This is a genomic window from Nonomuraea sp. NPDC000554 (assembly GCF_040300065.1).
Lineage (GTDB): Bacteria > Actinomycetota > Actinomycetes > Streptosporangiales > Streptosporangiaceae > Nonomuraea.
Genome location: NZ_JBEPDC010000010.1, coordinates 222898 through 249874, shown reverse-complemented (window position 1 = coordinate 249874; position 26977 = coordinate 222898). Strand labels below are relative to the sequence as shown.

Annotated in this window: 22 protein-coding genes and 1 tRNA gene; 13 read left to right on the top strand and 10 right to left on the bottom strand. The window is 68.2% G+C overall.

Translation table 11 applies throughout. The features are described 5' to 3' along the window. The first annotated feature begins 6 nt into the window (after positions 1 to 6). The 4 genes from ABT294_RS21050 (at position 7) to ABT294_RS21035 (ending at position 3739) form a co-directional block, all read left to right on the top strand. Positions 7 to 1140, top strand: coding sequence for a 5'-methylthioadenosine/S-adenosylhomocysteine nucleosidase family protein (locus ABT294_RS21050; protein ID WP_350807749.1), 1134 nt, complete (start codon positions 7 to 9; stop codon positions 1138 to 1140). Then, positions 1137 to 3128, top strand: a complete 1992-nt coding sequence (locus ABT294_RS21045) for a hypothetical protein (protein ID WP_350807747.1) — start codon at positions 1137 to 1139, stop codon at positions 3126 to 3128. The genes ABT294_RS21050 and ABT294_RS21045 overlap by 4 nt, the downstream gene beginning before the upstream one ends. Before the next feature lie 111 nt (positions 3129 to 3239). Further along, on the top strand, positions 3240 to 3380 hold the full coding sequence (locus ABT294_RS21040) for a hypothetical protein (protein WP_350807745.1): 141 nt from the start codon (positions 3240 to 3242) through the stop codon (positions 3378 to 3380). A 110-nt stretch (positions 3381 to 3490) separates the two neighbouring features. Next, positions 3491 to 3739 carry a hypothetical protein gene (locus ABT294_RS21035; protein WP_350807744.1) on the top strand — a complete coding sequence of 83 codons (249 nt, stop codon included), beginning with the start codon at positions 3491 to 3493 and terminating at the stop codon, positions 3737 to 3739. Between the two features lie 929 nt (positions 3740 to 4668). Here the strand turns inward: ABT294_RS21035 and ABT294_RS21030 are convergent. Together ABT294_RS21030 and ABT294_RS21025 are read right to left on the bottom strand one after the other, a co-directional pair. Further along, a complete protein-coding gene (locus tag ABT294_RS21030; protein WP_350807742.1) occupies positions 4669 to 5196 on the bottom strand; it encodes a hypothetical protein in 528 nt (175 codons plus the stop codon). Then, the gene (locus tag ABT294_RS21025; RefSeq protein ID WP_350807741.1) at positions 5197 to 7137 is read right to left on the bottom strand and encodes an alpha/beta hydrolase; all 1941 of its coding nucleotides are present in this window, start codon (positions 7135 to 7137) and stop codon (positions 5197 to 5199) included. It abuts the gene before it with no gap. A 379-nt stretch (positions 7138 to 7516) separates the two neighbouring features. Here ABT294_RS21025 and ABT294_RS21020 point away from each other — a divergent pair, with 379 nt between their 5' ends. Beyond that, the gene (locus ABT294_RS21020) at positions 7517 to 9136 is read left to right on the top strand and encodes a DUF8426 domain-containing protein (protein WP_350807740.1); all 1620 of its coding nucleotides are present in this window, start codon (positions 7517 to 7519) and stop codon (positions 9134 to 9136) included. 401 nt (positions 9137 to 9537) lie between these two features. On the opposite strand, the gene ABT294_RS21015 is transcribed toward ABT294_RS21020, so the two are convergent. Together ABT294_RS21015 and ABT294_RS21010 are read right to left on the bottom strand one after the other, a co-directional pair. Next, entirely contained in the window at positions 9538 to 10149 is a 612-nt protein-coding gene (locus ABT294_RS21015; RefSeq protein WP_350807739.1) for a DUF6461 domain-containing protein, read from the bottom strand. Positions 10150 to 10413: 264 nt separating this feature from the next. Further along, complete coding sequence (locus ABT294_RS21010; RefSeq protein WP_350807738.1) at positions 10414 to 13914, bottom strand: hypothetical protein; 3501 nt, start codon at positions 13912 to 13914, stop codon at positions 10414 to 10416. Between the two features lie 247 nt (positions 13915 to 14161). Here ABT294_RS21010 and ABT294_RS21005 point away from each other — a divergent pair, with 247 nt between their 5' ends. Beyond that, positions 14162 to 14344: a hypothetical protein gene (locus ABT294_RS21005; RefSeq protein WP_350807736.1), complete on the top strand. Its 183-nt coding sequence runs from the start codon at positions 14162 to 14164 to the stop codon at positions 14342 to 14344. Positions 14345 to 14595: 251 nt separating this feature from the next. On the opposite strand, the gene ABT294_RS21000 is transcribed toward ABT294_RS21005, so the two are convergent. After that, positions 14596 to 14668, bottom strand: a tRNA-Arg gene (locus tag ABT294_RS21000). Positions 14669 to 16139: 1471 nt separating this feature from the next. On the opposite strand from ABT294_RS21000, the gene ABT294_RS20995 reads away from it, so the two are divergent. After that, entirely contained in the window at positions 16140 to 17213 is a 1074-nt protein-coding gene (locus tag ABT294_RS20995) for a D-alanyl-D-alanine carboxypeptidase family protein (RefSeq protein WP_350807735.1), read from the top strand. Here the strand turns inward: ABT294_RS20995 and ABT294_RS20990 are convergent. Together ABT294_RS20990 and ABT294_RS20985 are read right to left on the bottom strand one after the other, a co-directional pair. Further along, positions 17210 to 17878, bottom strand: a complete 669-nt coding sequence (locus ABT294_RS20990; RefSeq protein WP_350807734.1) for an SAF domain-containing protein — start codon at positions 17876 to 17878, stop codon at positions 17210 to 17212. The genes ABT294_RS20995 and ABT294_RS20990 overlap by 4 nt on opposite strands. After that, on the bottom strand, positions 17875 to 18681 hold the full coding sequence (locus tag ABT294_RS20985) for an S-methyl-5'-thioadenosine phosphorylase (protein WP_350807733.1): 807 nt from the start codon (positions 18679 to 18681) through the stop codon (positions 17875 to 17877). Before ABT294_RS20985 ends, ABT294_RS20990 begins: the two co-directional genes overlap by 4 nt. A gap of 101 nt (positions 18682 to 18782) precedes the next feature. On the opposite strand from ABT294_RS20985, the gene ABT294_RS20980 reads away from it, so the two are divergent. Then, a complete protein-coding gene (locus ABT294_RS20980) occupies positions 18783 to 20744 on the top strand; it encodes an MFS transporter (RefSeq protein WP_350807731.1) in 1962 nt (653 codons plus the stop codon). Here ABT294_RS20980 and ABT294_RS20975 read toward each other — a convergent pair. From ABT294_RS20975 to ABT294_RS20965, 3 genes are all read right to left on the bottom strand, one after another. Next, on the bottom strand, positions 20741 to 21034 hold the full coding sequence (locus tag ABT294_RS20975; RefSeq protein ID WP_350807730.1) for an FmdB family zinc ribbon protein: 294 nt from the start codon (positions 21032 to 21034) through the stop codon (positions 20741 to 20743). The two genes, ABT294_RS20980 and ABT294_RS20975, sit on opposite strands and share 4 nt — an antisense overlap. 67 nt (positions 21035 to 21101) lie before the next feature. Further along, complete coding sequence (locus ABT294_RS20970) at positions 21102 to 22607, bottom strand: potassium/proton antiporter (protein ID WP_350807729.1); 1506 nt, start codon at positions 22605 to 22607, stop codon at positions 21102 to 21104. Between the two features lie 23 nt (positions 22608 to 22630). Beyond that, complete coding sequence (locus ABT294_RS20965) at positions 22631 to 23200, bottom strand: 5-formyltetrahydrofolate cyclo-ligase (RefSeq protein ID WP_350807728.1); 570 nt, start codon at positions 23198 to 23200, stop codon at positions 22631 to 22633. Positions 23201 to 23224: 24 nt separating this feature from the next. Here ABT294_RS20965 and galU point away from each other — a divergent pair, with 24 nt between their 5' ends. The 5 genes from galU to ABT294_RS20940 are packed head-to-tail and all read left to right on the top strand — an operon-like array spanning position 23225 to position 26977. Beyond that, positions 23225 to 24127, top strand: a complete 903-nt coding sequence (gene galU, locus ABT294_RS20960; protein WP_350807726.1) for a UTP--glucose-1-phosphate uridylyltransferase GalU — start codon at positions 23225 to 23227, stop codon at positions 24125 to 24127. Continuing rightward, positions 24114 to 25301: a molybdotransferase-like divisome protein Glp gene (gene glp, locus ABT294_RS20955; RefSeq protein WP_350807725.1), complete on the top strand. Its 1188-nt coding sequence runs from the start codon at positions 24114 to 24116 to the stop codon at positions 25299 to 25301. Before galU ends, glp begins: the two co-directional genes overlap by 14 nt. Beyond that, entirely contained in the window at positions 25298 to 25771 is a 474-nt protein-coding gene (moaC, locus tag ABT294_RS20950) for a cyclic pyranopterin monophosphate synthase MoaC (protein WP_350807724.1), read from the top strand. The genes glp and moaC overlap by 4 nt, the downstream gene beginning before the upstream one ends. Before the next feature lie 27 nt (positions 25772 to 25798). Beyond that, a complete protein-coding gene (locus tag ABT294_RS20945; RefSeq protein WP_350807723.1) occupies positions 25799 to 26275 on the top strand; it encodes a MogA/MoaB family molybdenum cofactor biosynthesis protein in 477 nt (158 codons plus the stop codon). A 48-nt stretch (positions 26276 to 26323) separates the two neighbouring features. Further along, positions 26324 to 26977 (top strand): GNAT family N-acetyltransferase, encoded by a 654-nt coding sequence (locus tag ABT294_RS20940; protein WP_350807807.1) that lies wholly within the window; start codon positions 26324 to 26326, stop codon positions 26975 to 26977.

Sequence of the window (26977 nt, the reverse complement as noted above, 5' to 3'; positions counted from 1 at the left end):
ATGGTCGTGATCGTGATTCTCACCGCGCTGGATCTGGAGTATCAGGCCGTCCGCGGGCACCTGACCGACCCGCGCGTCCACCGCCACACCGCAGGCACCCGCTTCGAGCTCGGCCGCCTCGCCGACGACGGACGCCGGGTGGCCCTAGGCCTGGTCGGCAAGGGCAACCATCCTTCGGCGGTGATCACCGAGCGGGCGATCGCCGAGTTCTCGCCGTCGGCGCTGCTGTTCGTGGGGGTTGCCGGGGCCCTATGGCCCGGCATCGGCCTGGGCGACGTGGTGGTGGCCACGCACGTGTACGCCTACCACGGCGGCACCAGCGAGGACGACGGCCTCAAAGCCCGCCCGCGCGTCTGGGAGATCGACCACGAGACCGACCAGATCGCCCGCCACCTCTACCGCACCGAGACATGGACCTGCCGCCTGCCTGCGAGCGCGGCCGTACCGGCGGTGCGCTTCGGCCCGATCGCGGCCGGCGAGGTCGTACAGGACTCCGCGATCTCCGCGCACGCCCAATGGGTGCGCCAGACCTACAACGACGCGCTCGCGCTCGAGATGGAGTCGGCCGGCGTGGCGCAGGCCGCCCATCACAACAGGTCGCTGCCCATGGCCGTGGTGCGCGGCATCAGCGACCGCGCCGACGGCACCAAGACCACGACCGACGGCCTGAACTGGCAGCCAAAGGCGGCGGCCAACGCCGCCGCCTTCGCCGTGGCCCTCGCTCAGGAACTGGCCGTGGAGTACGAGAACCATCCGGCGAGAGAGGCGAAAGGCATGACCGACAGCGTGAAGAACGTCGCCCGCGACAACGCCCGGGTGGGCGTGCAGGCCGGGCACATCCACGGCAACGTCACCATCGGCCACCCGCCCCAGACCCAGGCCGCAGACCCGGCCGGCCAGCTCGCCGAGCTGCGCGATCGGCTTGCCAGGGCGCGCAAGGCCCAGGAGGTGGACGAGGACACGTTCACCGCGGCGGAGGTGGAGATCGCCGTCGCCGCCGAGTCGCTGTCCGAGAGCACCGAGGAGGGTAGGAGCAAGGCGATGATCGCGCTCAAGAAACTCCGCGGGCTCCTGGCAGATGTGGCGGAACTGGCGGCGCACGTGTCGGCCGTCATCGCGGCCATACGGGGCGTCCTGTGAACGATTCCCACTCCGGTCCGACCAACCTCGCCACGGACTCGGCGAACGTCGCCGTCCAGGCGGAGGCCATCCACGGACCTGTCAACGTTTACCAGGTCGCGGCCACCCCTTCGCCCCAGGAGACCTTCAAGGTAGGGCTCAATTCCCTGCGTGGCGGGATGGCTTGGGAGGCGCGCCAGCACATCCGCGACGCCGTGGTCCTGCGCAACTACGTCAACGGCCGCTCCTGCTTCTACCTACTGTTGGCCCTGCTCAGCGGACGCACCCTGCAGCAGGTGCCGCCGAAGGAGATCGCCATGCTGCGCTGCGTGCGCGGCGCCGTCAAGGACGACGACGAATGGGCCGACGCGATCAAGCTGGTCGATCACCTCCTGAAGTCCCGTCCTACGGAGGGCGGGGCTGCCGGCATAGAGCAGGAGCTCCAGAAGCTGACCGATGAGCAGCGCAACGACGTCCTCCAGCACATGGAGATGTTCCTGGACAGCTCCGCCGAGGACGCCCTCTGGGCGCGTGCTTTCGACGCGGCCAGGAGCGACCGCTGCGCGAAGGACCGGCTGGGCCGGGCCTGGAAGTTCTTCCAGCCGGAGCCCATCGGCGCACGGGTAAGGCCGGCGGATCCTGTCCTCATCGGACTCGGCACCTGGACCGGAGCCACGGCGGCCACCGCGCTGGCCCTGGTGACCGTCGGCTTAATCGGCGCCACGGCATGGCAGCACAACGGGACGGCGGCGGTGTCCGCCCTGCTGACTCTCGCGGCCGGCTGCTACGCGAGCGTGCGCAGCGGAGTGGAGTGGCGGTGCAGAAAGGAGCGCCGCCAGGCAAAGGACCGCGAGTATCTGCGCCGGTCGGCCACCACGCCCGGCGATGGTTTCGCGAGCAAGATCGACCGGCAGTTCAACCACTATTTCGCGCTGTACACCCCGCGCGACGCGGACAGGGCCCGCTGGCTCTCGGAGACGGCGGGCGTCCGCCGGGCCTTGCGTGACGAGGTCGTCACCATCTACCGAGAGAGCACGGTCAACGCCAAGCGAGTCGCCTGGCTCACCAGATACCTGGTCGCCGACGTCGCGCGGCGCTGGCAGGCGGGCGAGCTGTGGGACTACCGCAAGGAGTTGCGCGTCCCCTTGCTCGTGAAAGCGATGTGTGTGCTGGCCGCGATCGCGGCGGCCGCGGCAGGCGCGTTCCTGGTCTGGAGCGGCGCGCACGTCAGGCCGTTCGTCGTGTCGCTGGCCGCGCTCGTCGCCGTGGCCTTGGTCTGGTTCGCGGCTCGCGTCTGGCTGCGCATCGCCGCGGAGTACAGGCGGCACTCCGCCGACAAGGCGGAGAAGAAGAGCCTGCTGGCCGGCCGCCAGGCGGCTTTCGACCGGTGGAAGCGCAAACTCGCCGACAGACCGGACGATCTCGAGATGGCCCGCTGGTTGGAGTGCGACCGTAAGGCGCTGATGGAGCAGGCGATGAGCCTTTACAGGCTGAAGCGGCAGGACGTCCTCGCCCACGCCTTCATCGAGGCGCCCGCCACGCCCTCCTACGACAGGGCACGCGTCGAGAAGGGGCCATGGCGCTATTCGAAATACAAGATCCTGCTTTTCCTGCTCACCAAGGACGGCGTGCGGCAGTTAACCGTGCACCTCGACTTCCAGAAGGCCACCTTCCGCAGCCGGGCACGCACCAACTACCGCTACGACGCGTTCACCTCCGTCCAGGTGGCCGAGACCGACAACGGAGAGAACGTCTTCGAGCTGACGCTGACCAACGGCGATCCGATCAAGGTCAAGGTGACCGATCCGCCCACAGATGTCACCGAGAATGAGGACAAGGATCCGCAAGGCGCCTCACAGGTGACCCTCGGCACGGCGGGGCTCGGCAACGCCCTGCACGTCCTGGAAGGGGTCGCCGCAGAAGGCAAGGAGTGGATCGCCTTCGAACGCCAACGCGAGAAAGTCCCCCTCGCGGAGGTGAGCAAGGCCGTGAACGCCATCTTCGCCTGACGAACCACGACCGATCGGTGAACCACTTCCGATGATCGTTCGTTCTCCAGACACGAACTGGGTGCGACAGAGGGGTTGCCAGGTGGCCGATCTGCGAGGCGTCATCGAGCGTTGATCCGCCAGCCTGCGTTCTGGCGGGCGGATCCGCCGTTGCTGATCGTGCTGGTGATCGGGGAGCATGCGGGCGAGACGGTCGGGTGGCTGGCCAAGCCGTTCAAGAACAGTGTGCAACACATGCTGATCAAGAAGTAGTACGCCTCCATCCTTGCCCTCGGGAAGATCTGGCCGGGGATCAGGGTGAGCTGGGCAAGCCGGTCGGCGGGTCGCTCCTGTCGCCACCGCGCTTCCTGTCCGTCCAGTTCGTGTTGTGGGCGAGGGGGCAGGCCGCCAAGAAGTCGCCGGGTAACGAGGAGTGGCCGCCCAACCCGAATTCGCGCAGCGGCCACTGGGAGTTCAAGAAATGGCTCCGTGACTGGCGCAGGCACAAGAGCGGCGGCAACCACGGCGTCAAGACCTCGGCCGACTTACTCACCCTGGCCGCCACGACTTGGTCGGGGGTCATGCCGTGGCTGTTCGGCGTGCTGGTGGCGTTCGCCACCACCGGCGCGTAAGGCCTGTGGATGATCCGAGCTCGCGGTTCATGCGCCCTTCGGCCCCGGTCCGATCCGGGTCGTTCGCTTCGTACCGCTCGCCATGCCGTGTCGTTCCCGCCACGAGGCGCTGGTTGCGTCACGCTGGCGTGCACGAGCAGCGAGAGGAAGACCATGGACGATGACCAGGACTGCCCCGCGGCGCCTCGCAGACAGGTAGGACGACCTCCCTACGGCCTGCCGCTCCGGAGCCGGCCTCGGCTCCCCGCCGCATCCGACTCAATGGGCTGGCGCACGTACTCGTCCCCGGTCCCGCCGTCGCGGCCATCCCGCCGCCTGACTGTGCCGACGCTTGTTGCAGGCTTCCTGGCCTGTGTCGGCATCGGTATCTGGAACGGATGGGGAATCGGCATCGCCTCACCTCGACCGCCGGCCGTCTCGGTGGCGGCGCCTCATCCGAGCGTTGCGGAACGCTCGGTCGTCCCAGCCTCGCCTCTGGCATCCACTCCGGCCCCTCGGCCGCCGTCACCTTCGGCGAAGCGGAGCTTGAAGCCCAAGGCGGCGAAGCGCTGGCTGGCCTCGTCGCGGAACGGTACTCGATCACCCGCCCTGGCTGTGCGGCGTGAGCGTCGTGAGGTTCCGGCGGCCCTGCCCGGGAAGACACCTCGGATCGATCGCGCGGACGAGTCCAGGCGTATCGATCACCGTCGCGAAAGACGATGAACTGTTCCCGCCTTCGCACCCGATTTTCAATCGCCCGTCCGCAGTAGCAGGTCAGAGAGGGTGACATTTCGGCACTCACAGGCTTCTGTGATGTGACGGACAGTGATCCGGGCTGTTCCGTCGTGGCCGTTGCTTTCCGCGCGGATGCCGCTGCGTCGTATGGGGTGGAGGGGCTTGGCCGCGGTGATGGGCGCGAGCATGGTCATCGCGGTGGGGCTCTGCTGGCGTCAGGGGGTGGAGGAGGGCTCGGGGGTTCCGTTGGGCCAGAGGCAGGTGGAGGTGGCGCCAAGGCTGAGCACATCATCGGCCGCCAAGCTGATGGTGATAAGGAAGTCGTCGGGGCGGGAGTGCCCGTAAAGCTGCAGGCCGTTCTCGTGTTCGACCGCAATGTAATGGCCCTGCTTCTGCCAGTACGCCTTCACCTCGGCGACCACCTCCTTGAGCGCCTTCTTGGCCGTGGGCAGTCCGCGCAGGAAATACGAGCGACTGACCACGATCCGGTCTTTGGAGCCTCCATCCAGCGGATCGAGACACAAGCCGTCGTTGAGGCTGGGCTGATACAGCTCCAGTTGGGGCTTGGGTTGGATGACACTTACGGTTTCGTTGATGAGCTGCTCGATCCGGGCGAGCGCCTGAGCCTTGGTGATCGTCGGCTTATCGGCCGATGGATTCATGGCTCCTCCCAGGGCTCCGCCGGGCGCGCACCCGGCGACGAGAATCACTGCTGCGATGATCAACCTGACGGCGCGGAACATCTAGTCTCCCGTCGGCGTAGGTGAGGACTGCGGGGCAGGCGACGGCGGGAACACCGGGTCCGGTGCAGGGTGCGATGAAGGTGGCGGCGTCAAGTGGGGCGTCGGAGACGGCACCTCCTTCGGCGTCGGGAGCTTCGACACTCGATCATACTGGCCGTTGATAATGAATCCCATGTTCTCCAGAGAGACCGAGCGCTGAGCCCAGTAACCGGAGTGTGCACCAATGTCGTACCCGGTGAAAGCCAGAGGGCCCGACACTGCCGTGGGACGGACGACAAAGCGGTTGGCGCCAAAGGCGATGTTGCTGGGGTCGGTCCCGAAGGGGCCCGCACCATTCGGGAACCAGGGGGTGAGCACGCCAGAGATGGGGTTCCGCCCGCCGCTGATGGGGAGATGTCCGAGGTCGGCGACGGGGTCCTGGGGTGACTCGCCTACCCAGACCTGCTTGACTCCGAGATCGCTCGCCCGCGCCGCCATCGTCCCGGGACTTCCTACAAGAATGAGTTGATCGGCGAACGTTCCTTTCCGTGTCTGCGCGGCCATGCCGGTCACCACGCTGCCGTAGCTGTGGCCCAGCACGGTGAATCGCGGTGTGCCGGTCGGCTGGTGGGTGGCGTGGAGACCGTCGAGGAAACTGGCCAGTGAGCCTGCCCCGGCCTGGGCGAGATTGGGCGATGCCACGGAGGTGTCGGCCCGGAGAATTCCCGCGTCGAGTTGTGGCGCCTCGTAGCCGAGCCAGATGATCGAAGCGATCTTCGTGTGGGAGTGGGCCGTAAAGTTGGCCTGGTCCCACAGGGTCGCGGCGCGGACCGAGTCGTCACCGTCGATCCCCTCTAATGTGGTGCCCGTACCCGGCACGGAGGTGACCACCGAGTCGGCCTTGTCGGGGTCACCGAAGGAGATGGCGGTCTTGCCGAGTCCGCCCAGTTCGAAGTGGAGCAGGAGCGCCGGGGGGCGACCGTTGACTGCGCCCATCGCCAGGCTCTTCTCGACGGCCCCGATCTGTCGCTGTTCCGCTTCCAACGCATTGATCTCCATGCGTATATAAGACTGCCGCGCCCCTTGCTTCATACGCTCCTCCAGCTCCCTCAGTTCCGCCAGCCGCTCGGCAATGACGCCCTTGCGTAAGCCCAGGTAGGCCCGGTTCACGCTGTCGCGGGTGGCGGCGGGTACGCCGTTGAGCGAGCCGATCAGATGCGGCGCGGCGTCGATGAGCCGCTGGCGGGCGGCCGGGTCGAGCAGCTGCCACCAGGCGCTGACCCGGGCAGCGAGGGTCGGGTCCTTGCCGGCGTTCTGCGCCGCCACCACCTTCTCCAGCGCCGAGGAGTCGCCGGCCGCGGCGGCGGTCAGCATGTTGCCGAGGCCGCTCGGGTCGGGGGCGGACCCGCCGAAGAGCCCGAAGCCGAGCACGGCCGCGTTGGCCATATCGCCGTCGGGACGCTGCTGGAGTACGGTCAGCCGCCTGCGCAGGTCGGTGGCCTGTCCGGTGGCCCAGGCGCCCACCTCCGCGACCTGTTGGGCGGGCGCGGCGCTGACGCATGCGGAGGCCAGCGCCGCGGAGAGCTGGCTTCCCGCGGCGGGGAGTTCATGACCGGCGCGCTCCAGGTCGGCCACCATGCGGGTCATCGCCTCCACGTTCATCCCGGCGTAGCCGCCGCCCGTGGACGTGGCGACGGGGAGCGGGGTTGACAGCGACGGCGCGGCGGCGTGGCCGCCGAGAGCGCGGATGCGCTCGGCGATCTGCGCTGCTGCAGTTTCGAAGGCCCCCTGGAGACGGGTGCGCTGGTCGCGGGTGGCTTGCGTGAAGGGGCCCGCGCCGCCGCCGACCCAGGCGTGGGCCGTCATATGGCGCATCGTGGAGTCGAGCGCGCTGATGTGGTCGCCCGCCAGCCGCACCACGCGGCTGAGGGCTTCTTCTAAACCGGCTGTATCGCCCTCCACAAATCCGAAGATGTCACGCTTTGCCGCTGCTCGTCCGCGCGACATGCGGAGTCGTTATGGAAGGCGCACCGACCGCAGATCCTTTTAGTGGGGGTTTGGTCCCTAAAAATGGCAATAAATGCCGTTCCTCCAGCGCGTCGCCGTCGGCCGCCGAGACACCAGAACAGATGTGTGCCTGCTGGGGCGCAGGAGATCTGCGAGAGTACCTTCTGAACGCGTTCTTCTGTTTGATCCCAAGACACCCGCAGCGCACACGTTGTGACGCTGGCCGAGGCGCCCAACTGCCTGGCCTGACCGATACGCATATAGCCCGAGGACTGCACAGAGCGTTACGCCAGGCTCATGACCGAACGCTCCGTGATTAGTGCATCATCGCATTATGGGAAGGGTAATGGAACTTCCATGTCGGATTCTTGAGACGGCCGGGAGCGCAGCGTTGGGCGGGGATGGTGCTGTGAGTGAGACAAGGCGTGGTCAGGGACCTGCGGCATGGGTCGTCCGCGGTGGACAGGATGGCGAGGTCGAGGCGCGTGCTCTCCGGGAGGGGATGACGCTGATCAGCTGGTTCGAACTCGGAGATCTTTCTGCCTATCCCACGAAAGAGCAGCTTCGAGCCGCTGCCGTCCGTGAGTACCCAAACTGGTCACCCGGCCATGTGGTCAGCCAGACCTGGGGATTCGCTCGTGAGATGGAACCTGGCGACTTCGTCGTCATGCCATTGAAAACTGAGCCCGGCAAGGTCGCCATCGGGAGGGTGGCCGGGAGGTACGAGTACCGGCCCGCTGAGGACCAAGAGTTCCCGCACGTTCGAGCCGTCGAATGGCTCACAAAGCGGCTGACTCGGGATCAGCTCAAGCCAGACCTTCGAGCAAGCATCGGATCCCTGCTCGCTGTCGCCCGGCTTCGCCGACATGAGATACCGAGGCGGATCGCACACCTTGCCGAAACCGGTATCGACCCGGGAGTCGCGGGCGACCCTGAGATCACCAGCGTCTCCCAGTTGCTGGAAGAGGCGGTGGCCCAGGTGGAAGCAGACCCTGGCTCGCCGAAGATGTTGACCATCCGTCATCTGCTTGCTCACTGGGGGGAATGGCGACGTACGGCGGCTGTCATCGAGCGGGTCAGCGGTGAATTGGCGGATGTTGGACTTGCGACGCGCCCGCACTTCACGGAGGGTTCCGTGGACACCGTCGTAGCCCTGGTGCCAGTGGAGAAGGAGCCGGACGACTCAACGGCGTCAACCTCGGACGGGGAAACTGTCACCGAGACCGCCGCGAAGGAGACGTCGGGCAAGCTCCGCCTTGGAGACCTGCCGTCCAAGGTGGTTTCTGTGCTTTCCAGCACTTCTCTGACCGCAGCCCGGACCTTGATGTTGAGAAAGAGGTTCTCGCAGGTCCCGGTGATCGACGAGGACGGTGTACTCCGTGGTGCGGTGACATGGGAATCGATCGGCAAGGCATATGTGTCCTCTGACACGCCGACTCTCGCCGATGCCATAACCAAGGCCCATGTCGTCGATCACGACGCGAACGTGCTGGACCTGATCGAATACCTACAGCGCGACGGATTCATCCTTGTTCGAGGTAATGATCGTAAGAGCGTGGAAGGCATAGTCACCGCTGCGGACCTTAGCGGAAAGTTCGGGCAGCACGCCAGGCCGTTTCTCCTGATCGAAAATGCCGAGACCAGGCTCAGGAACGCTTCGGAGATCTTCACCGTGGAGGAACTTCGAGCAGCCGTCCCTCAGCATCAGCAGAAGAAGGTGCATGAGGCGAAGGACCTCACGTTTGGGAACTATCAGCATCTGCTGGAGGACGCGACGCGATGGCAGACCCTGGGGTGGAGGATCGAGCAAGGCGATTTGCTCGGCCTGCTGGAAGCAGTCAGGAAGGTCCGGAACGCGCTCATGCACTTCTCGCTGGATGCTCTGTCACCTGAGCAGAGCCAGGCCATCGACGAACTGTTGCTTTTGCTGGACGCCGCGGCGCCGGAGGGGTAGCAAGCGTGATCATCATGTGAAGCGTCCGTCGCTCGTGGGCGAGTCTGTACGGTTGGCGTCACGGGCGCCAGACCCGACCCCTCAACTGGACCAGGGCACGCCGAGCGTCTGACTGGGAGGTTGAAGACGAGTACGCCAACGGCACCTTTCACCGACATGGAAGTCTGCGGGCAGGCCGATGGCCCGGATGGCGGTCAACGTGCGGATCTCAGTGAGCCTGGAGTCCAAACTCACCGCTACCCGGCACCGCCTTGATCACCGAGAGGACCGAACCCGGATCGTCCAAAGTGTCCTCACTGTCCTCGCCCCGCTGCTCTGGGCCCCGGATCGGCTCTTATCAGGGCGAAGGATGCGGGCCGTCTTTCTCGGCGTCCACCCGAGCCGCGATCTCGGCGATTCCGTCAGGAGGTGGGTTTGATGCGTGAGTGCTGCGCCAGGAACCAGTCGGCGGCGATGTCGGTTTCCGTGAAGCGTCCGATCAGCGCCAAGGCCGAGCTGACGCTCTCCATTTGCTCCACGCGATCGTTGAGGACGTCGTCATCGCTGATCTGGAAGCGCAGTCCATCCATCAGGTGATCGAGCGCGTGCGGGTCGTCACCGAACCGCTCCTCTGGCCAGGTTGGGTCGAAGGAGACGACCATGCGCCCGTCGCGGGCGTAATCGAAGTAGGCGTTGCCGTTGATGTCCATGCGGAGGCCGAGGGCCTGACGGCCGCCTTCGGTGATGGAGCGCAGGCGCTCGCCATCGCCATGCGCTGGCACGATGCCGATCCAGCCGTTGACCTCGGCCACCCAGGTGGATCCGTCGTCGATGTTGTGGTCGAGGATCTCGCTGAGGTAGCACGGGGTCCGGGTGGCGAGGTCCAGGGAGAAGACTCGGGCGACCGCGTCGAGGTCCGCGCCCTTGATCCACATGGCGCTGAAGCCCAGCGCCCACAGGTCCATCTCGCCATCGAGCCCCTCAGTGAAGATGGTCGAGACCAGAAGGTCGTGCAGGTAGGTCGGTGACTGCATGGCCGCTTCTCGGAGGAGGGGGCATCTCGCGAGACGCCCCTCCTGCACGGTGGGTAACGGGGTGCCTTACTTGATTCTTACGAAGAAGGCGTTGGAGGGCCTGCGCTCTATTCCTCCTTCGTCAGTTCCGTCGTGCCACACGCGATAGCGGGCGTAGAAGGCGTCCAGGTCGCGACCGGCGGCCTGGTTGCGTGCCCCGCTCACCATGCGGAGTGAGGCGTTGAGAGAAGGAACCCAGACGTTGTTTTGTAGCTGATGATTGAATTACTTTGATTCCCAGTCCCAGGGAGCAGCGGCGCTCCCATCAAGTTCCCGCCCGAAGCGGAACCGCTCTCCGGACTGGCCGTTCTCGATAAACAGATCGAAGAACCCTGCGGCTGGAAGGCGCTCGGCCAACACAGCGACCTGCTCGTGCGCCTCAACATCCCTCAGGGTGCCCAGCAGTCGGGCCACCGCATACGGATCGTCGAGAGCGACCTCGGCGGCGGCGCGCTCGGCCAGGACGGCGGCCTGTTCGTGTGCCCCAAACTCCCTCAGGGTGCCCAGCAGCATGCTCACCCCGAGCGCGTCGTCGAGAGCGGCCTGGGTAGCGGCGCGTTCGGCCAGGGCGGCGATCTGCTTCTGCGCCCCAACCTCCCGCAGCTTATCCAGCAGTCGGGCCACCGCATACGGATCGTCGAGAGCGACCTGAGTGGTGGCGCGCTCGGCCAGCGCGATGACCTGCTCGTGTGCCCCAACAGTCCACAGCCGGCTCAACAATAGGGTCGCCGCACGTGGGCCGTCGAGGATGACTTGGGCGGCAGGGTCACAAGCTAACAGCTCAGCGACCTGCTGTTGCCCCCCAACTTCCCGCAGCCTGACCAGCAGTTCGGCCAATGCGCGTGGGTCTTTGAGAGCGGCGGCACGTTTGGCCAGAGCGGTGGCCTGTTCCTGGGCCTCAACACGCCATAGCTCAGCCAGCAGTTGGGCTACGGCGTCCGGATCGTTGAGAGCGACCTGGGCGGCGGGGTCGCGAGCAAGTAGCTCAGCGACCTGCTCATGCGCCCCGACCAGCCATAGCCTGCCTAATAGCAGGGCCACTCCACCCGGATCGTTGAGAGCGACCTGGGCGGCGGGGTCGCGAGCAAGTAGCTCAGCGACCTGCTCATGTGCTCCGACCAGCCCCTGCATACCCAGCAACCGGGCCACCGCATACGGGTCGTCGAGAGCGACCTGGGCGGTGGCACGGTTAACGAGGGCGGTGACCTGCTCGTCCGCCCCAATCTCTCGGAGCCTGACGAATAGCTCGGCCACCGCACGCGGGTCGTCGAGGAGAATTTGGGCGGCAGGGTCACAAGCTAACAGCTCAGCGACCTGCTGTTGCCCCCCAACTTCCCGCAGCCTGACCAGCAGTTCGGCCAATGCGCGTGGGTCTTTGAGAGCGGCGGCACGTTTGGCCAGGGTGGTGGCTTGCTCCTGCGCCCCAACATGCCGCAGCTTGGCCAACAGCCAGGCCACTGCACGTGCGTCGTTGAGAGTGACCTCGGCGGCGGTGCGTTTGGCCAGGGTGGTGACTTGCTGGTCGGCTCCAGTCTCCTGCAGCGTGCTCAACAGTTCGGCTGCTGCATGCGGGTCGTGGAGGGAGGCGTGGGTGGCCGCGCGTTCGGCCAGGGCGGTGACCTGCTCGTGGGCTCCAACGTCCTGCAGCTTTACCAGCAGTTCGGCCACTGCACGCGGGTCGTTGAGAGTGACCTCGGCGGCGGTGCGTTTGGCCAGGGTGGTGGCTTGCTCCTGCGCCCCAACATGCCGCAGCTTGGCCAACAGCCAGGCCACTGCACGTGCGTCGTTGAGAGTGACCTCGGCGGCGGTGCGTTTGGCCAGGGTGGTGACTTGCTGGTCGGCTCCAGTCTCCTGCAGCGTGCTCAACAGTTCGGCTGCTGCATGCGGGTCGTGGAGGGAGGCGTGGGTGGCCGCGCGTTCGGCCAGGGCGGTGACCTGCTCGTGGGCTCCAACGTCCTGCAGCTTTACCAGCAGTTCGGCCACTGCACGCGGGTCGTTGAGAGTGACCTCGGCGGCGGTGCGTTTGGCCAGGGTGGTGACTTGCTGGTCGGCTCCAGTCTCCTGCAGCGTGCTCAGCAGTTTGGCCACCGCACGCGGGTCCTGGAGGGAGGCGTGAGAGGCTGCCCAGTGAGCGGGGTGGTGGTCAGTGGGATGCAAGTCATGTAAGTGGCGTATCAGGATCTCGGCGGCGTAAGAGTCGCCTTGGGCAGTGGCGTTCTTGTGAAGGCGGACGGCATCGCGGTACAAGCCGCGGTTCCAGGCGGCTTCTCCGAGCGCTTTTAGATCGCCGGGATGGGCGTGGGCGGCTGCGGTCCAAAAGGCGGGTGGCGGGATCTGGTGGGCCCGGTGGTGGCGACCATGCTGGTCGAGGGAGTCGGCCAGCCGGTAGCCGGCCACGCCGATGCCCTGCTCGGGAGGCACGGCCTCCAAGGCTTGAAACGCGCCCTTGAGAGTGCGTGTGGCGTACTTCCAAGCCCGCTCCTGCCATGTGGCGAGTTCCTCGCCAGCAAGGGCGCGGTGCCGGGGAGCCAGATAGCCAACGGCGGCCTGCTGCAGCAGTTCCCGCCCCAATAGGTGGGTGTGGCCCAGGCGGACGGCGTCCATGGCTGCGGTGATCAAGGCCTGCCCGTAAGGGTCAGCGCCGGGTCCCTGAAAGTGGTTCAGTAGGTCGGGAACCCCAGCCAAGGTTTGGGCGAGCCGCCCCGGCGTCCCGGCACTCTCGGCGGCGGCGAGGGCCTCCTGCAGTACCACATCGCCGCGACGGCGAGCCAGAGCGAGCTGCTTGCCAGTGAATCGATCGGGCACCTCGATAACTCCACCTTGAGCCACATCCAAGTGCCGGGGTGTCGGGTTGCTAAGCACCGGTAACGACCTGAGCAGGTCCCGGGTGGCTAAGGCCGGGTCGGCGATACCGGGTTCGCCATAATGATCGGCGGTGTAGGCGGCCCAGCGGTCCAGCCACAGTGTGGTGATGGCCACAACATAGTCAATGCCCCGCAGCAACTCCGCCAGCGCGGACAACGGTTGTACGCCAGCCGGATCATCGGCGTATTGGCGCAGTTCATTAAGCCACAGCACCGACCGGCGAGGTATACCGTCCTCCAACAGCCGGGACAGTGCGGCGGCTGTGGGCGGGTAGAACAACGGCCAGTGCGGCAAACGCGCCGCCACCGCCTGGTAGGCCGCCCGCGATTTGCCCGTTGAGGAATCCCCCAGCAATACCACCATCCGGTTGGCGGCCACGGCCGGATCCAGCACCGCATACAGCAGATCGTCATGCTCACGCCGGACATAACTCGTCAGCGCTTCGCCCCCGATCGTTCTATGCACTCCCAGCGCCACCGGGCCCCACCGCCCCACAGGCTGCCCCACTCGATCCGGCCGCTTTCCGCCCGGGTCAGCGTCCGCTCTGGAGGTAAGGCGCCCGGCGACACGCGAGTGACGAGTCTGCTTGGCCTCGGCCAGCAGATGCAGCCACTCTTCCGTATCACAGGGCACCATCCCGAGATCGGCACCTCGCTCGGCGGCCAGATCCAAGCACAGCTCGACCACCGACAACAGCGGCCCGATGCCTTCAGGAAGATGATTGCCCTTCTGCCAGTCATACAACGTGTTACGGGCGACCCCCAGTTGCCGAGCCGCCACCTCGGGCACACTCAGGCCCGCGACGTCCAATAGCTGGGTGAACGCCTCAGCGAAATCCTCTGGTGTTCGGGGCGATGCCATACACGTGCCCTCGCAATCGTCGCCCTTGGCGGCCTACAAGGCCGAGTGGCGTGATGGTGTCCGACGCCTTCGGATATTGCCGCATCCGGACGCTCGCTGCCCAGCCTGCGGCTCGATAAGCGTGCGTCCGACTTTGTCCGAACCCAGTACCGGACCGGCAACTGCCCACGTCAATCTGACGGACATGCCCGCTGCACCTACCCCTACCCGGCGCCGATCTTCCGCGGCTTCCAAGGGGGGCGTGGTCTTGACCATGGCCGGTGTCCACACCGGACTCTGGCTGAGCGCTCCCACCTTGGCGGTGATTCTCACACTGCTGGAAGCCTTGCTCACCGTCGTGGTCATCGTGACCGCTTTGTATGCACCCGAGCCGATCAGCGATCGTGCCTTTCGCATGCTGCCCTGGACAATGAGCAAGACCGAGAGGTAGAGCTGTCGGATGCCACCGAGACGTGCCTGGTTCAACAGCCCTGGCGATCAGGAGCGTTGACACCTCCGGATGGCTCCCAAAATAGTGCCTTACCTCGGGAACCACTCCCAAGATCATCCCGTATATATCCCGTGATCATGGTCCTACGGCTGCATATGGGTGCCCTCGGCGACCTATCAAGGGTCTGGACAGCAAAAGACCTGCGGCTGAGAAACCGCAGGTCAGAGGGTGAAACGCCTGGTCAAGATGAGTGCCCCCGGCAGGATTCGAACCTGCGGCACCCGCTTTAGGAGAGCGGTGCTCTATCCCCTGAGCTACGGAGGCGGACGCAGTAAGCCTAGCGAAAGTCAGGCACTGCGTGGGCCGCGGGGAGGGGGTGAGTTTGGTGGGGTTGGTCATGGGTGCTCTGAGCTGCGGTAAAGGGATGATAACCGATCATGCTGGGCTCCCTCGGCGTGGTTAGCGTTCGGCTCGTGTGCAGGAGAGATCGGGATCGGGGGCGTCGGCGGTCCGTGGTGTTGTTCGCGGGGCTGGCCGCGCCGGCCATTCTGGCGGGTGGGTTGTTGGTCGGGGAGTTGACCGGGTACGAGCGGGCCGGCTGGGCGGGGGAGGGCGGTCGGGCGTTGGGGACGTGGTTGGCGTTCGAGCCGATGGTCGTGCCTGCGCCCGCTCGGCCTGATCGGTGGTACGAGGGAAGGGTCTCCCAGCGGGTAGTGGTGGTGGCCGCGCCTGAGGCTCCTGCGAGCGCGAAGGCGAGCGCGAAGGCGAGTGTGAGTGCGCGCGCGAGAGCGAGGTCGTTTGGGGAGGCACCCGTGGTGGCGTCCCCTGGGGGCCGGCGGCGTGAGCCGGTGGTGCGGCGTTCGGCTGCGCCCGTGTCGGAGTCTGTGTCTGAGCCGTCACAGTCGAAGGCGCAGCGGCAGCGGTGGGACGGGTGTCCGGGGGAGTGGGCCGACACCTGGCTGTGGGAGGTCTGCCGGGAGCATGAGGGCTGGGTGGCTCGGGACGATGGTGAGGGGTGGGCCACGTCCGGCACCTGAGCCTTCGACGCCTGAGCGGGACGCGGGGTGTTGGGTTCGTCGTTGGGGTGAACGCCCCTGGTTCTGGCGGGCCGGTGACTCCCCGATGCCTGGCCGGTGGACTCCTTGGGCCTGGTGCGGGCCGATGGCTTCCTGGCGTCTGGCTTGGGGCGGATGGAGGCTGGTGCGGGTGGCGTCGATGCGGCTGGACGGGGTTCTGGCGCCGGTGAGCGACTGTTCTCAGGGCGCGTGCCGCCTGCAAGGGTGCGTGCCGCTCACCGAAGCCCGTGCCATCTGCGAGCCCATAGCACCTGCGAGCCAGCGCCACCTATGAGCTCGTGCAGCCCGTGCGTCGGCCTGTCGGTGATGGTGCCGGACTCAGACCGGTCGGTTATGAGGGTGGTGCACGCCGGGGCGTGCGAGGGTCGTGTGACCGATGGGTACCCGGGTGGGCGCCCTGGTCGCCGCTGGATGCCCCGGTGGCCGGTGGTGGCCTCGTCGTCGCTGGGGGCTCACTGGTCGGCGGGCCTGGTGCCCGCTAGGTGCTTGGTCGGCCCGTGGGTGGGGGCTGGTTGGTGAGTGGGTTTTGTGGGGCTTCTGGAGGTGGTGCGACGGAGTGGAGGAGCAAAAGCCTCTTTCACCTCGTAACGGCTCTCTGGAGTTGGGTCCGGGCACTCGGGGGGCTGTAGTAACGTGCGTGCCGAGCCTGGGTAACGAGTTTGCAAATGGAGGAGTCGAACGTGCCAGCCCCTCGATCAGCAGGCCTGATCGCGGTCGTCATGGCGATGACTTCTCTGTTCCTGATGCCTGTCGAGGCTCGGGCTGAGCGGACGGTCGCAGGTGGCCTCAGCGAGTCGCAGACGGTCCAGGGCAGCGAGCTGCGGGCGGATCCCAAGGATCTCGCCGAGCTCCGCAAGGAGGCCGAGCAGTCGGCCAAGGAGCTCGAGGACGCGACCAAGGCCCTGGAGAAGCGGCGGGCCGACATCGCGGCGGCCGAGAAGGAGCTGAAGACCAAGCTCACCGCCCTTCGGACGGCTGAGCAGAAGGTCGCGCAGATCCGGCAGCCCGTCTCGCAGCTGGCGGAGCTGCTGTACGAGCAGCCGCTGGGGGCCGACGGGATCGCGCCGTTCCTGTCTGGGGACGCCACGGGTGACACGTTGCGGGCGCTGTCCAGTGTGACCCACATGATGACCGTCCGGCAGGAGGCGGTGCAGCAGACCAGCACCCTGTACAAGGAGGCGGAGCGGCTGGCGGCCGATGCGCAGGAGATCCGGGCCGGGAATCTGCTGGCCGAGGCGCAGATGGCGGCGGAGATCGATACGCTCAGGCAGCGATCCGACAAGATCGTCAAGTCGTTGACCGCGGCCCTGGTGAAGATGGGTATCAAGATCGACAAGGTGGGCAGGGCCGCGCTCGGGTGCAATCCGTTGCGGGCGGCGACGGCGAACTCCTATCCGAACGGGTTGATCCCCAAGGCCATGCTCTGCCCGTTGCAGCAGAAGGGGTTCAGCCTCCGGGCTGATGCCACGATCGCGTTCGTCAGCCTGAACGAGGCCTACCGGAAGCAGTTCGGGCGGCAGATGTGTGTCACCGACGCTTACCGGAGCCTGGCCGAGCAGCAGTCCGTCTACTACCGCAGGCCCGGATTCGCGGCCGTGCCCGGTAGGAGCAACCACGGGCTCGGGTTGGCCGTCGACCTCTGTGGCGGGGTGGAGCGGTTCCGGTCGTCCGAGTTCGTGTGGATGGAGAAGAACGCCAAGCGGTACGGGTGGTTCCATCCGGCCTGGGCCTACAGCAGCCCGTTCGAGCCGTGGCACTGGGAGTACGACCCGAAGATCGACTCGGCTCTCTAGGCCGGCAGGCCTGGCGGGCGGGGTTTGATGGTGATCGAGAGGCGGCCGCCCGCCTGGGCCGCGGCCAGTTGACCGGCCTGGGCCGGAGTGGCCGCGAGGACGAGCAGGGCGCCGTGGTCGTCGTCGCCCCTGGGGATGGTGACCACGGTGACGTCGTCGGCGACGAGCTGGGCCGCCTGGTTCTCCCAGGCCGCGTAGACACCGATCGTCGAGCCGGGGGAGAGCAGGCGGGCCACCTGGGCGTCCGGGATGCGTACCGGTGCGGCCACCGTGCCCGTGGGCAGCGGCGCCGAGCGGAGCAGGCGGACGTCGGTGAGCGGCTCGCCCCTGCGCATGGCGCTCGCCAGCACCTGGCCCACGGCTCCCGAGCGCACCGCCCCGTCGGGAACCTGGGCGAGGGTGGCGGTGCGCAGGTCGCCGGGGCGCAGCGGCCCGGGCGACAGGTCGCGGGCGGCCACGAGGACCGGGGCTCCCGAAACCGGGCGTATAGCGAAATATCCGAACAGGATCCCCAAGGCGGCCACGAGCGCCGCGACCAACCGGCGTCGCCGCCCCAACCGCGGCCGGCGACGGCCCGCCGAACCGCCGCCTCCCGCCCATCCGACGCCGCCGGACGAGGGAGCGCCGGCCGGATCGCCGCCGAGCCGCCTCAGGACCCCGGTCACGGTAGCTCGAACGGCAGCTTGATCCCGTCGAGCGCCGCCCCGCACGGGCAGCCACGCTCGCTCGGCAGCGCCTCCACGGCCTCGGCCACGAGGGTGCGCATCCGGGTGACGTTCCGCGCGAAGAACTCCAGCACCTCGTCGTGCGTGACCCCCTCGCCCGTCTCGACGCCGGCGTCGAGATCGGTGACCAGCGACAGCGACGTGTAACAGAGCGCCAGCTCCCTGGCCAGCACGGCCTCGGGGAACCCGGTCATGCCGACGATCGTCCACCCGTTGCCCGCGAACCATCGGGACTCCGCCCGCGTGGAGAACCGGGGCCCCTCGATGACGACGAGCGTGCCCCCGTCGACGGTGTTCCACCCGGCGGCCCGCGCCGACTCCACCGCCACGGCGCGCCCGGACGGGCAGTAGGGGTCGGCGAACGAGACGTGCACCGCGCCACCTTCGTCGTAGTACGTCTGCGGACGCCCGGACGTGCGATCGACGAGCTGGTCGGGCACCACGATCGCTCCGGGCCCCAGCTCGGCCCGCAGCGACCCCACGGCGCTCGGCGCGAGCACCTGCCGCACTCCCAGGGACCGCAACGCCCACAGGTTGGCCCGGTAGGGGATGTGGTGCGGCGGGAAGCGGTGATCTCGCCCGTGCCGGGGGATGAACGCCACGGACCGCGACCCGATGCGGCCCACGGTGACCACGTCGCTGGGCGGCCCGTAGGGGGTGCTGAGCTCGATCTCTTGGGCGTCGTCGAGCAGGGAGTAGAACCCGGATCCGCCGATGACGCCGATTTCTGCGCTGGTGACCATGGCGCCGAGAGTAGCGGCATCGCGGGGAGTCCAGCGGAACCAGAACGCGGCTCTGTGGATAACTCTGTAGTGACGCAGTCACGAAGCGTAATATCGGGCATATGCGGCGAAACGGCCTCGGGTTCATCATCATCGCGCTGATGCTCGGCATGCTGCTGGCAGCGCTCGACCAGACGATCGTCTCGACGGCCCTGCCGACGATCGTGAGCGACCTCGGCGGCCTGGAGCAGCTCTCGTGGGTGGTCACGGGTTACCTGCTCGCCTCGACCGTTTCCACGCCGCTGTGGGGCAAACTGGGCGACCAGTACGGCCGGAAGAAACTGTTCGTCGCGGCGATCGTCATCTTCCTCGTCGGCTCGGCCCTCTGCGGGCTCAGTCAGGACATGGGCCAGCTCATCGCCTTCCGCTCGCTCCAGGGGCTGGGCGGCGGCGGGCTGATGGTGCTGGCGCAGGCGATCGTCGGCGACGTCGTGTCGGTCAGGCAGAGGGGCAGGTACCAGGGCTTCTTCGGCGCGGTGTTCGGGGTGGCGAGCGTGGTCGGCCCCCTGCTCGGCGGCCTGTTCGTGGACCATCTCTCCTGGCACTGGGTCTTCTACGTCAACCTGCCCATCGGCGCGCTCGCGCTGGTCGTGATCGCCGCCGTCCTGCCGGGCGACGCCACGCTCACCAGGCACCGCATCGACTACGCCGGGGTGGTGCTGCTCGGCGGCGCGACGTCCTGCCTGGTGTTGATCACGACCTGGGGCGGCACCGTCCGCCACTGGACCGACCCGGTCATCGTCGGACTCGCCGTGGCGGCCCTGGTCATGCTGGCGGGCTGGGCGCTCGTCGAGCGGCGGGCGGCCGAGCCGGTGCTGCCGCTCGGCCTGTTCGGCATCAGGGCGTTCACCATGGCGTCGATCGTCGGGTTCGTGGTGGGGTTCGGCATGTTCGGCGCGCTCACCTACCTTCCGCTCTACTTGCAGGTGGTTCACGGCGTGAGCGCCACCCTGTCGGGCGTGTACCTGCTGCCGATGATGGCGGGAATGCTGACGATGTCCGTCGTCAGCGGGCAGATCATCAGCAAGACCGGAAAGTACCGGTTCCTGCCCATCACGGGGACGGCCGTCGCGGCCTGCGGGATGTTCCTGCTGTCCACGATGACCGAGTCCACCGGCCTGGGGACGATGGGGGTCTACCTGCTCGTCCTCGGCGTCGGCCTGGGGATGACCATGCAGGTCCTGGTGATCGTGGTGCAGAACGCGGTGGACTTCACGGACCTCGGCGTGGCCACCTCGGGCGCGACGTTCGCCCGCTCGATCGGCGGCTCGTTCGGGGTGGCCACGCTCGGCTCGGTCTTCACCGCGCGGCTCAACACGGACCTACGGAGCGTCCTCGGCAGGACCACGCTCCCGCCGGGGTTCGACCCGGCGCAGGTGCGGCGGGACCCGACGGTCATCCAGCGGCTTCCGCCCGCGCTGGCGGCGGACTTCCTGCACGTCTACGCGGACGCGATCGCCGCGGTCTTCCGGGTGGCGACGCCGGTCGTGTTCGTCGCGTTCGTACTGGCCTGGTTCATCCCGCAGCAACGGCTCAGGGAGACCACCAAGGCGACAGACCTGGGCGAATGCCTGGGCGCGACGTCGGCGGAGCGCTCGTCGCTGGCCGAGGTCGAGCGCGGGCTGGTCAGGCTCGCGGACACCGACCTGCGCCGTGGCTTCTACACCAGGCTGGGGGCACTGGCCGGATTGACGGGCATCCCGCCGCAAGGGGTGTGGATCGTCGCCAGGCTGGGCGGCGAGGGCTGGGTCACGGCGCAGTCGCTGGCCGAGCGGGCGAACGTCAGCAGAGAGAAGGGGCGTCCGTACGCCGACCAGCTGGTGGCGGCGGGACTGGTCGAGCGGCGGGGTGACCTGCTGCGGCTCACCCCGGCGGGCCGACAGTCGGCGCAGCGCCTGCTGCGCTCCTCACGGGAGGGCCTGGCCAGGCTCGTCATGGACTGGGGCCCGAACGCGCAGCTCGAAGCCCTGCTCGACCGCATCGCGCCCGAACTCCTGGGCGCGATGGGCGACAGGCCCCGCTAGCTGGAGGCGGCGGCGGGAGCGGCAGTCGACGTCGACGAGGACGAGGACGACTCGGCGGGCTTGCTCTCGGCGGGCTTGCTGCTCGAGGACGTCGCCGCCGTGGAGGTGGACGACGAGCGGTTGTCGGTACGGTAGAAGCCCGAACCCTTGAACACGATGCCTACAGCGGAGAACACCTTGCGCAGGTTGCCCTCGCACTTGGGGCACACGGTCAAGGCGTCGTCGGTGAACTTCTGCACGGCCTCGAGCTGCTCACCGCAGTCGTTGCAGGCGTACTGGTAGGTCGGCACGCGCCCCTCCTTCAGGTCTGGCACTCGAGCCCGGTGACTGCTAATGGTAACCGATTAGGTCAAACGGCTATTCCTGTCCGCGCTCCCCGTACCAACCGGCCAGCTTGCCGCGCCGGCTGACGGCGCGCAGCCGCCGCTCGACCTGGTCGCGGCAGGCGGCGGTGGTGACCACGAGGAGCTGGTCCTCCGCTCTGATCCTGGTGGTCGCGGAGGGGACGAACGAACTGCCCTCCCGGACGACCAGCGTCACGGCGGCCCCCGCGGGCAGCCGCAGCTCGAAGATCTCCACGCCGTGCAGCCGCGAACCGGTGGGCACCTTGATCTGCAACAGGTCCGCCTGCAGCTCCTCCAGCGGCGCCGACTCCACCTCCAGGTCGTGCGCCTCGCCGGGGGCGGCCACGCCCAGCAGCCTCGCCACGAACGGCAGCGTCGGGCCCTGCACCAGGGTGAACACCATCACGATGACGAAGACCTCGTTGAAGACCTCCTTGGAGCCCTGGACGCCCGCCGCCCACGGGATCGTCGCCAGCACGATCGGGACCGCGCCGCGCAGGCCCGCCCACGACAGGAACGCCTGCTCGCGCCAGTTCACCCTCGCCAGCCGCAACACCCGGGCCACCAGCGCGCTCGCCGCCACCGACATCGGGCGGGCGAGCAGCACCAGGACCGTTCCCGTGATCAACCCGGGCACGATGGCCGTCGGCATCTCCTTGGGGCTGGCCAGCAGTCCCAGCATGACGAACAGCCCGATCTGGGCCAGCCACGCGGCTCCCTCGGCGAAGCCCCTGGTGGCGGCCCGGTGAGGCAGCCGCGAGTTGCCCAGGATCAACGCCGTCAGGTAGACGGCCAGGAAGCCGGATCCGTGCAGCCACACCGCTCCGCCGTACGAGACGAACGTCAGCGCGAGCACCGCGATCGGGTACAGACCGGACGCGGGCAGGGCCACGCGGCGCAGCGCGTACGCCCCGGCGGGGCCGATGGCCAGGCCGACCGCGGCGCCGATGATCAGCTCTTTCCCGGTGCGCAGGAAGAACGTGCCAAGATCGGGCGTCATCTGGGAGAAGCCGCTGAGCAGCACCACCGCGATGACCGTCGGCGCGTCGTTGAAGCCCGACTCCGCCTCCAGGATGCCCGCCAGGCGCGGTGGCAGCGGCAGCCGTCTGAGTACCGAGAAGACCGCGGCGGCGTCCGTGGAGGCGAGGACCGCTCCAAGGATCAGCGCGGAGTTCCGGTCGATGCCCAGCAGCCCCTCGACGGCCAGCGCCGTCACCAGGATGCTCACCGCCACACCGACGGTGGCGAGGATCGCCGCCAGGGGCACGGAGCCGCGCACGTGGTTCCAGTTGGTCGTCAGACCGCCCTCGGCCAGGATCAGGGCCAGCGCGGTCAGCCCGATCTGGTGAGCCAGGTCCGGGTTGCCGAACGGGATGCCGAGCCCGGACTCGCCCAGCACCAGACCGAAACCGAGGAACAGCAGGAGGCTGGGCAGGCCACTGCGGTGCGCGACCCGCACGCACGCGATCGCCACGATGACGATCGCGGCACCAATAAGAAGCCAGACATCAAGTGGCATCTGGCTCCCTCCTGCACGATAGTTCACATAAGCCTAGTGAGTCCCGCAGGGGTAACGGCAAAACGGACGTGTCGGTCGTGCGGTTCCGAGGGGACGTCGTCCCGAAGCTCCCCTTCGTGAAGCAGCGCGACCGTGGGGACGTTCGGCCCGACCCTGTCCAGCGCGCGGTCGTAGGAGCCGCCGCCGCGGCCGAGCCGCACGCCCGTCCGCCTGTCGACGGCGAGAGCCGGGACGATCACCAGCGCGGCGGTGCGGACGGCGTCGACGCCGCGCCGCGCGTCGATCGGCTCCATGATCCCGAACCGCCCGGGAGCCAGCGTGTCGGGACCGTCGTACACCGCCCAGTCCAGGTCGTTGTCGGCCTGCAGGACGGGCAGGATCACGGTCGCGCCGTGCTTCCACAGCGCGAACACCAGCCCGTGCGTCTCCGGCTCCGTGCCCACCGACCAGTAGCAGGCCACCAGTCCGGCCATCTGCACCCACGGCTGGTCCAGCAGCGTCTCCCTGACCTTGGTGGCGTTCGCGCGCAGCTGCTCCGGGGTGAGGGAGGCACGCGCGGCGTTCAGCTCGCGACGCAGGTTCGACTTGTCCACAGGTACCTCCACTAGGGTCTACTCATGGCTGACTTCGACCCTGTGACGAAAGCCGTGGTGCCCGCCGCGGGTCTGGGCACCCGGTTCCTTCCGGCGACCAAGGCGACACCCAAAGAGATGCTGCCCATCGTCGATAAGCCCGCGATCCAGTATGTCGTCGAGGAGGCGGCCTCCGCCGGGCTGCTCGACGTCCTCATGGTCACGGGCAAGAACAAGCGGTCGATCGAGGACCATTTCGACCGCGCGTTCGAGCTGGAGGAGGTGCTCGAAGCCAAGGGTGACGAGCATCGGCTGTCCCAGGTTCGCGAGCCCGCCTCGCTCGCCACGCTGCACTACGTGCGGCAGGGCGAGCCGAAGGGGCTCGGGCACGCCGTTCTCTGCGCCAAGCAGCACGTGGGCGACAACCCGTTCGCCTGCCTGCTCGGCGACGACCTCATCGACCACCGCGACGCGCTGCTCAAGCGCATGATCGAGGTCCGCGACCAGTTCGGGGGCAGCGTCATCGCGCTGATGGAGGTGCCCAAGGAGCAGGTCTCGCTGTACGGCGTGGCCACGATCGAGGGCACCGCCGAGGACGACGTGGTGCGGGTGACCGACCTGGTGGAGAAGCCGCCGGTCGACGAGGCGCCGTCCAACTGGGCGATCATCGGGCGCTACGTGATCGACCCGGCCGTGTTCGAGGTGCTGGAGAACACCCCGCCGGGGCGCGGCGGCGAGATCCAGCTCACCGACGCGCTGCGCACGCTGGCCGGACGCGGGTCCGAGCAGGGCGGCCCGGTGCACGGCGTGCTCTTCCGCGGACGCCGCTACGACACCGGCGACAAGCTCGACTACCTGCGCACCGTGGTGAGGTTCGCGGTCGACCGGCCCGACCTGGCGCCGGAGTTCGTGCCGTGGCTACGACGGTTCCTCGATGAAATCGGTTGACGCGCACCTGGCCGAGATCCTGGCCACGGTGCGCCCGCTGGCCCCGCTGGAGCTGGAGCTTGAGCAGGCGCTGGGCACGACGCTGGCCGAGGAGGTCTCCTCGCCGGTCCCCCTGCCGCCCTTCGACAACTCCGCCATGGACGGATATGCCGTACGGGCTGCCGACATCTCGGACGTGCCGGTCACGTTGCCGGTGATCGACGACGTGGCCGCCGGGTCCGACGAGCTGCGTGCCGTCGGGCCCGGGCACGCCGTCCGGATCATGACCGGTGCCCCCCTGCCTGCCGGCGCCGACACCGTCGTGCCCGTGGAGTGGACCGACGGCGGCACCGTCTCCGTCACGATCAACCGGTCCGCCGGCGAGGGCAACGCGATCCGGCGGGCGGGCGAGGACGTCAAGTTGGGGCAGACCGTCCTCGAACCGGGCACGGTGATCCGTCCCGCCCAGCTCGGGATCATCGCCGGAGTGGGCCGCCGCCGCGTCTGGGTGCGTCCGCGCCCCCGGATCCTGGTCCTGTCCACCGGCGCGGAGCTGGTCGAGCCGGGGCTCCCGCTGGGGCCGGGCCAGATCTGGGACTCCAACAGCTTCACGCTCACCGCCGCCGTCCGCGAGGCGGGCGGTGAGGGGTTCCGGGCCGGCACGGTGGGCGACGATCCGGCCGTCTTCCTCGAACAGCTCGACTCCCACCTGGTGCGCGCCGACGCGATCATCACCAGCGGCGGCGTCTCGATGGGCGCGTACGAGCCGGTCAAGGAGGCGCTCACGCCGCTCGGCACCGTCCGGTTCGACAAGGTCGCGATGCAGCCGGGCATGCCGCAGGGGTTCGGGGTCGTGGGCGAGGATCAGGTGCCGATCTTCGCGTTGCCCGGCAACCCGGTCTCGTCGTTCGTGTCGTTCATGCTCTTCGTCCGTCCCGCGCTCGACAAGATGCGCGGGCTGCCCGCCGGGCCTCCCGCGACGGAGACCGCGCACGTCACCACGCCCGTGCGCTCGCCCGCGGGGCGGCGCTCGTACCTGCGCGGGATGCTCGCCGCCGACGGCACGGTCGCGCCCGTACGGGGGCAGGGCTCCCACCAACTGGCCGCCCTGGCCTCGGCGAACGCGCTGGTCACGGTGCCGGAGGACGTCACGGAGCTGCCCGCAGGGAGCGCTGTGGAGGTGATCAGACTGTGAGCGAGTTCACCCATCTGGACGAGACCGGCGCCGCACGCATGGTGGACGTCTCGGCCAAGGAGGTCGGCGTCCGCACGGCCGTCGCCACCGGGCGGGTGCTGCTGTCGTCCGAGGTGGTGTCGCTGCTGCGGTCCGGCGAGGTGCCCAAGGGGGACGCGCTCGGAGTGGCGCGGATCGCCGGGATCATGGGGGCGAAACGGACTCCCGACCTGATTCCGCTCTGCCATCCGATCGCCTTGCACGGGGTGAAGGTGACCCTGGAGGTGGCCGACTGGGGGGTCGGGATCACGTGCAGGGTGAAGACCGCCGATCGCACGGGCGTCGAGATGGAGGCGTTGACGGCGGTCTCGGTGGCCGGGCTGGCCCTGATCGACATGGTCAAGGCGGTCGATCCGGCGGCGGTGATCACCGATGTGCGGGTGGAGGAGAAGACGGGTGGCAAGACCGGGGTGTGGACTCGTCCGTCGTAGGTTTCGTACGCCGTGGGAGGTCGGCTGGTGATCCGTGCGCTTGTGGTGACCGTGTCGAACCGGGCTTCTACCGGGGTTTATGCCGACAAGTCGGGGCCGCTCCTCGCGTCGCTGCTGGGTGAGGCCGGGTGCGTCGTGGAGGGGCCCGTGGTGGTGCCCGACGGGGAGGCGGTCGAGGTGGCGCTGCGCGACGGGGTCGCCGGCGGATACGACCTGATCGTCACGACCGGCGGGACGGGGCTGACACCGACCGACCGGACCCCGGAGATGACCGCCCGGGTGCTCTCTCGCGAGATCCCCGGCATCGCGGAGGCGATCAGGCAGGCGAACCGGGAGAAAGTGCCCACCTCGATCCTGTCCCGTGGGCTCGCAGGCCAGGCCGGGAACACGCTGATCGTGAACCTGCCCGGGTCCAGCGGAGGCGTCCGCGACGGTATGGCCGTCCTGGCGCCCGTACTGCGGCATGCGGTGGACCAGGTCCGCGGCGGCGACCACCCGCGCTGACAGGTCCCCGGAGCGATCCGTGGCGACATCCCGCCCGATAGGGGGATGATGAGAGGCGTGGATCGACTTCGTGGCTGGCCCGCGACCCTGAGCGAAGGTCCGGTAGGCCTGCGGCCGCTGCGGCTGGGCGACGTGCGGGTGTGGCGCGACACCAGGGTGCGCAACGCCGACTGGCTGCGTCCCTGGGAACCGAGCAACCCCGAGACGCCGCTGTTCCGCACCGGGCTCGGGCCGTACGTCTCCATGGTCGCGACGCTGCGGCGCGAAGCCCGGCAGGGGCTCGCGCTGCCGTGGGTGATCACTTACGGTGGTCGCTTCGCCGGGCAACTGACCATCGGCGCCATCGTCTGGGGCTCGGCCCGCACGGCCCAGGTGGGCTACTGGATCGACGGCGCCCTCGCCGGACGCGGCATCACCCCCACCGCCCTCGCCATGGCCGTCGACCACTGCTTCTTCACCACCGGGCTGCACCGGCTCGAAGCGAACATCCGTCCCGAGAATCAGGCCAGCCGCAGGGTGGTTGAGAAGCTCGGATTCAGGGAAGAAGGCATTCGGCGTCGTCAACTTCACATCGATGGAGCCTGGCGCGACCACCTCTGCTACGCACTGACCGTCGAGGACGTCCCCGGCGGGCTGCTCGTGCAGTGGCGTCGCGCTCGTGAGTCGGCCGCTCACGGTGGGTCTCCAGTAGAAGAGGTTTGA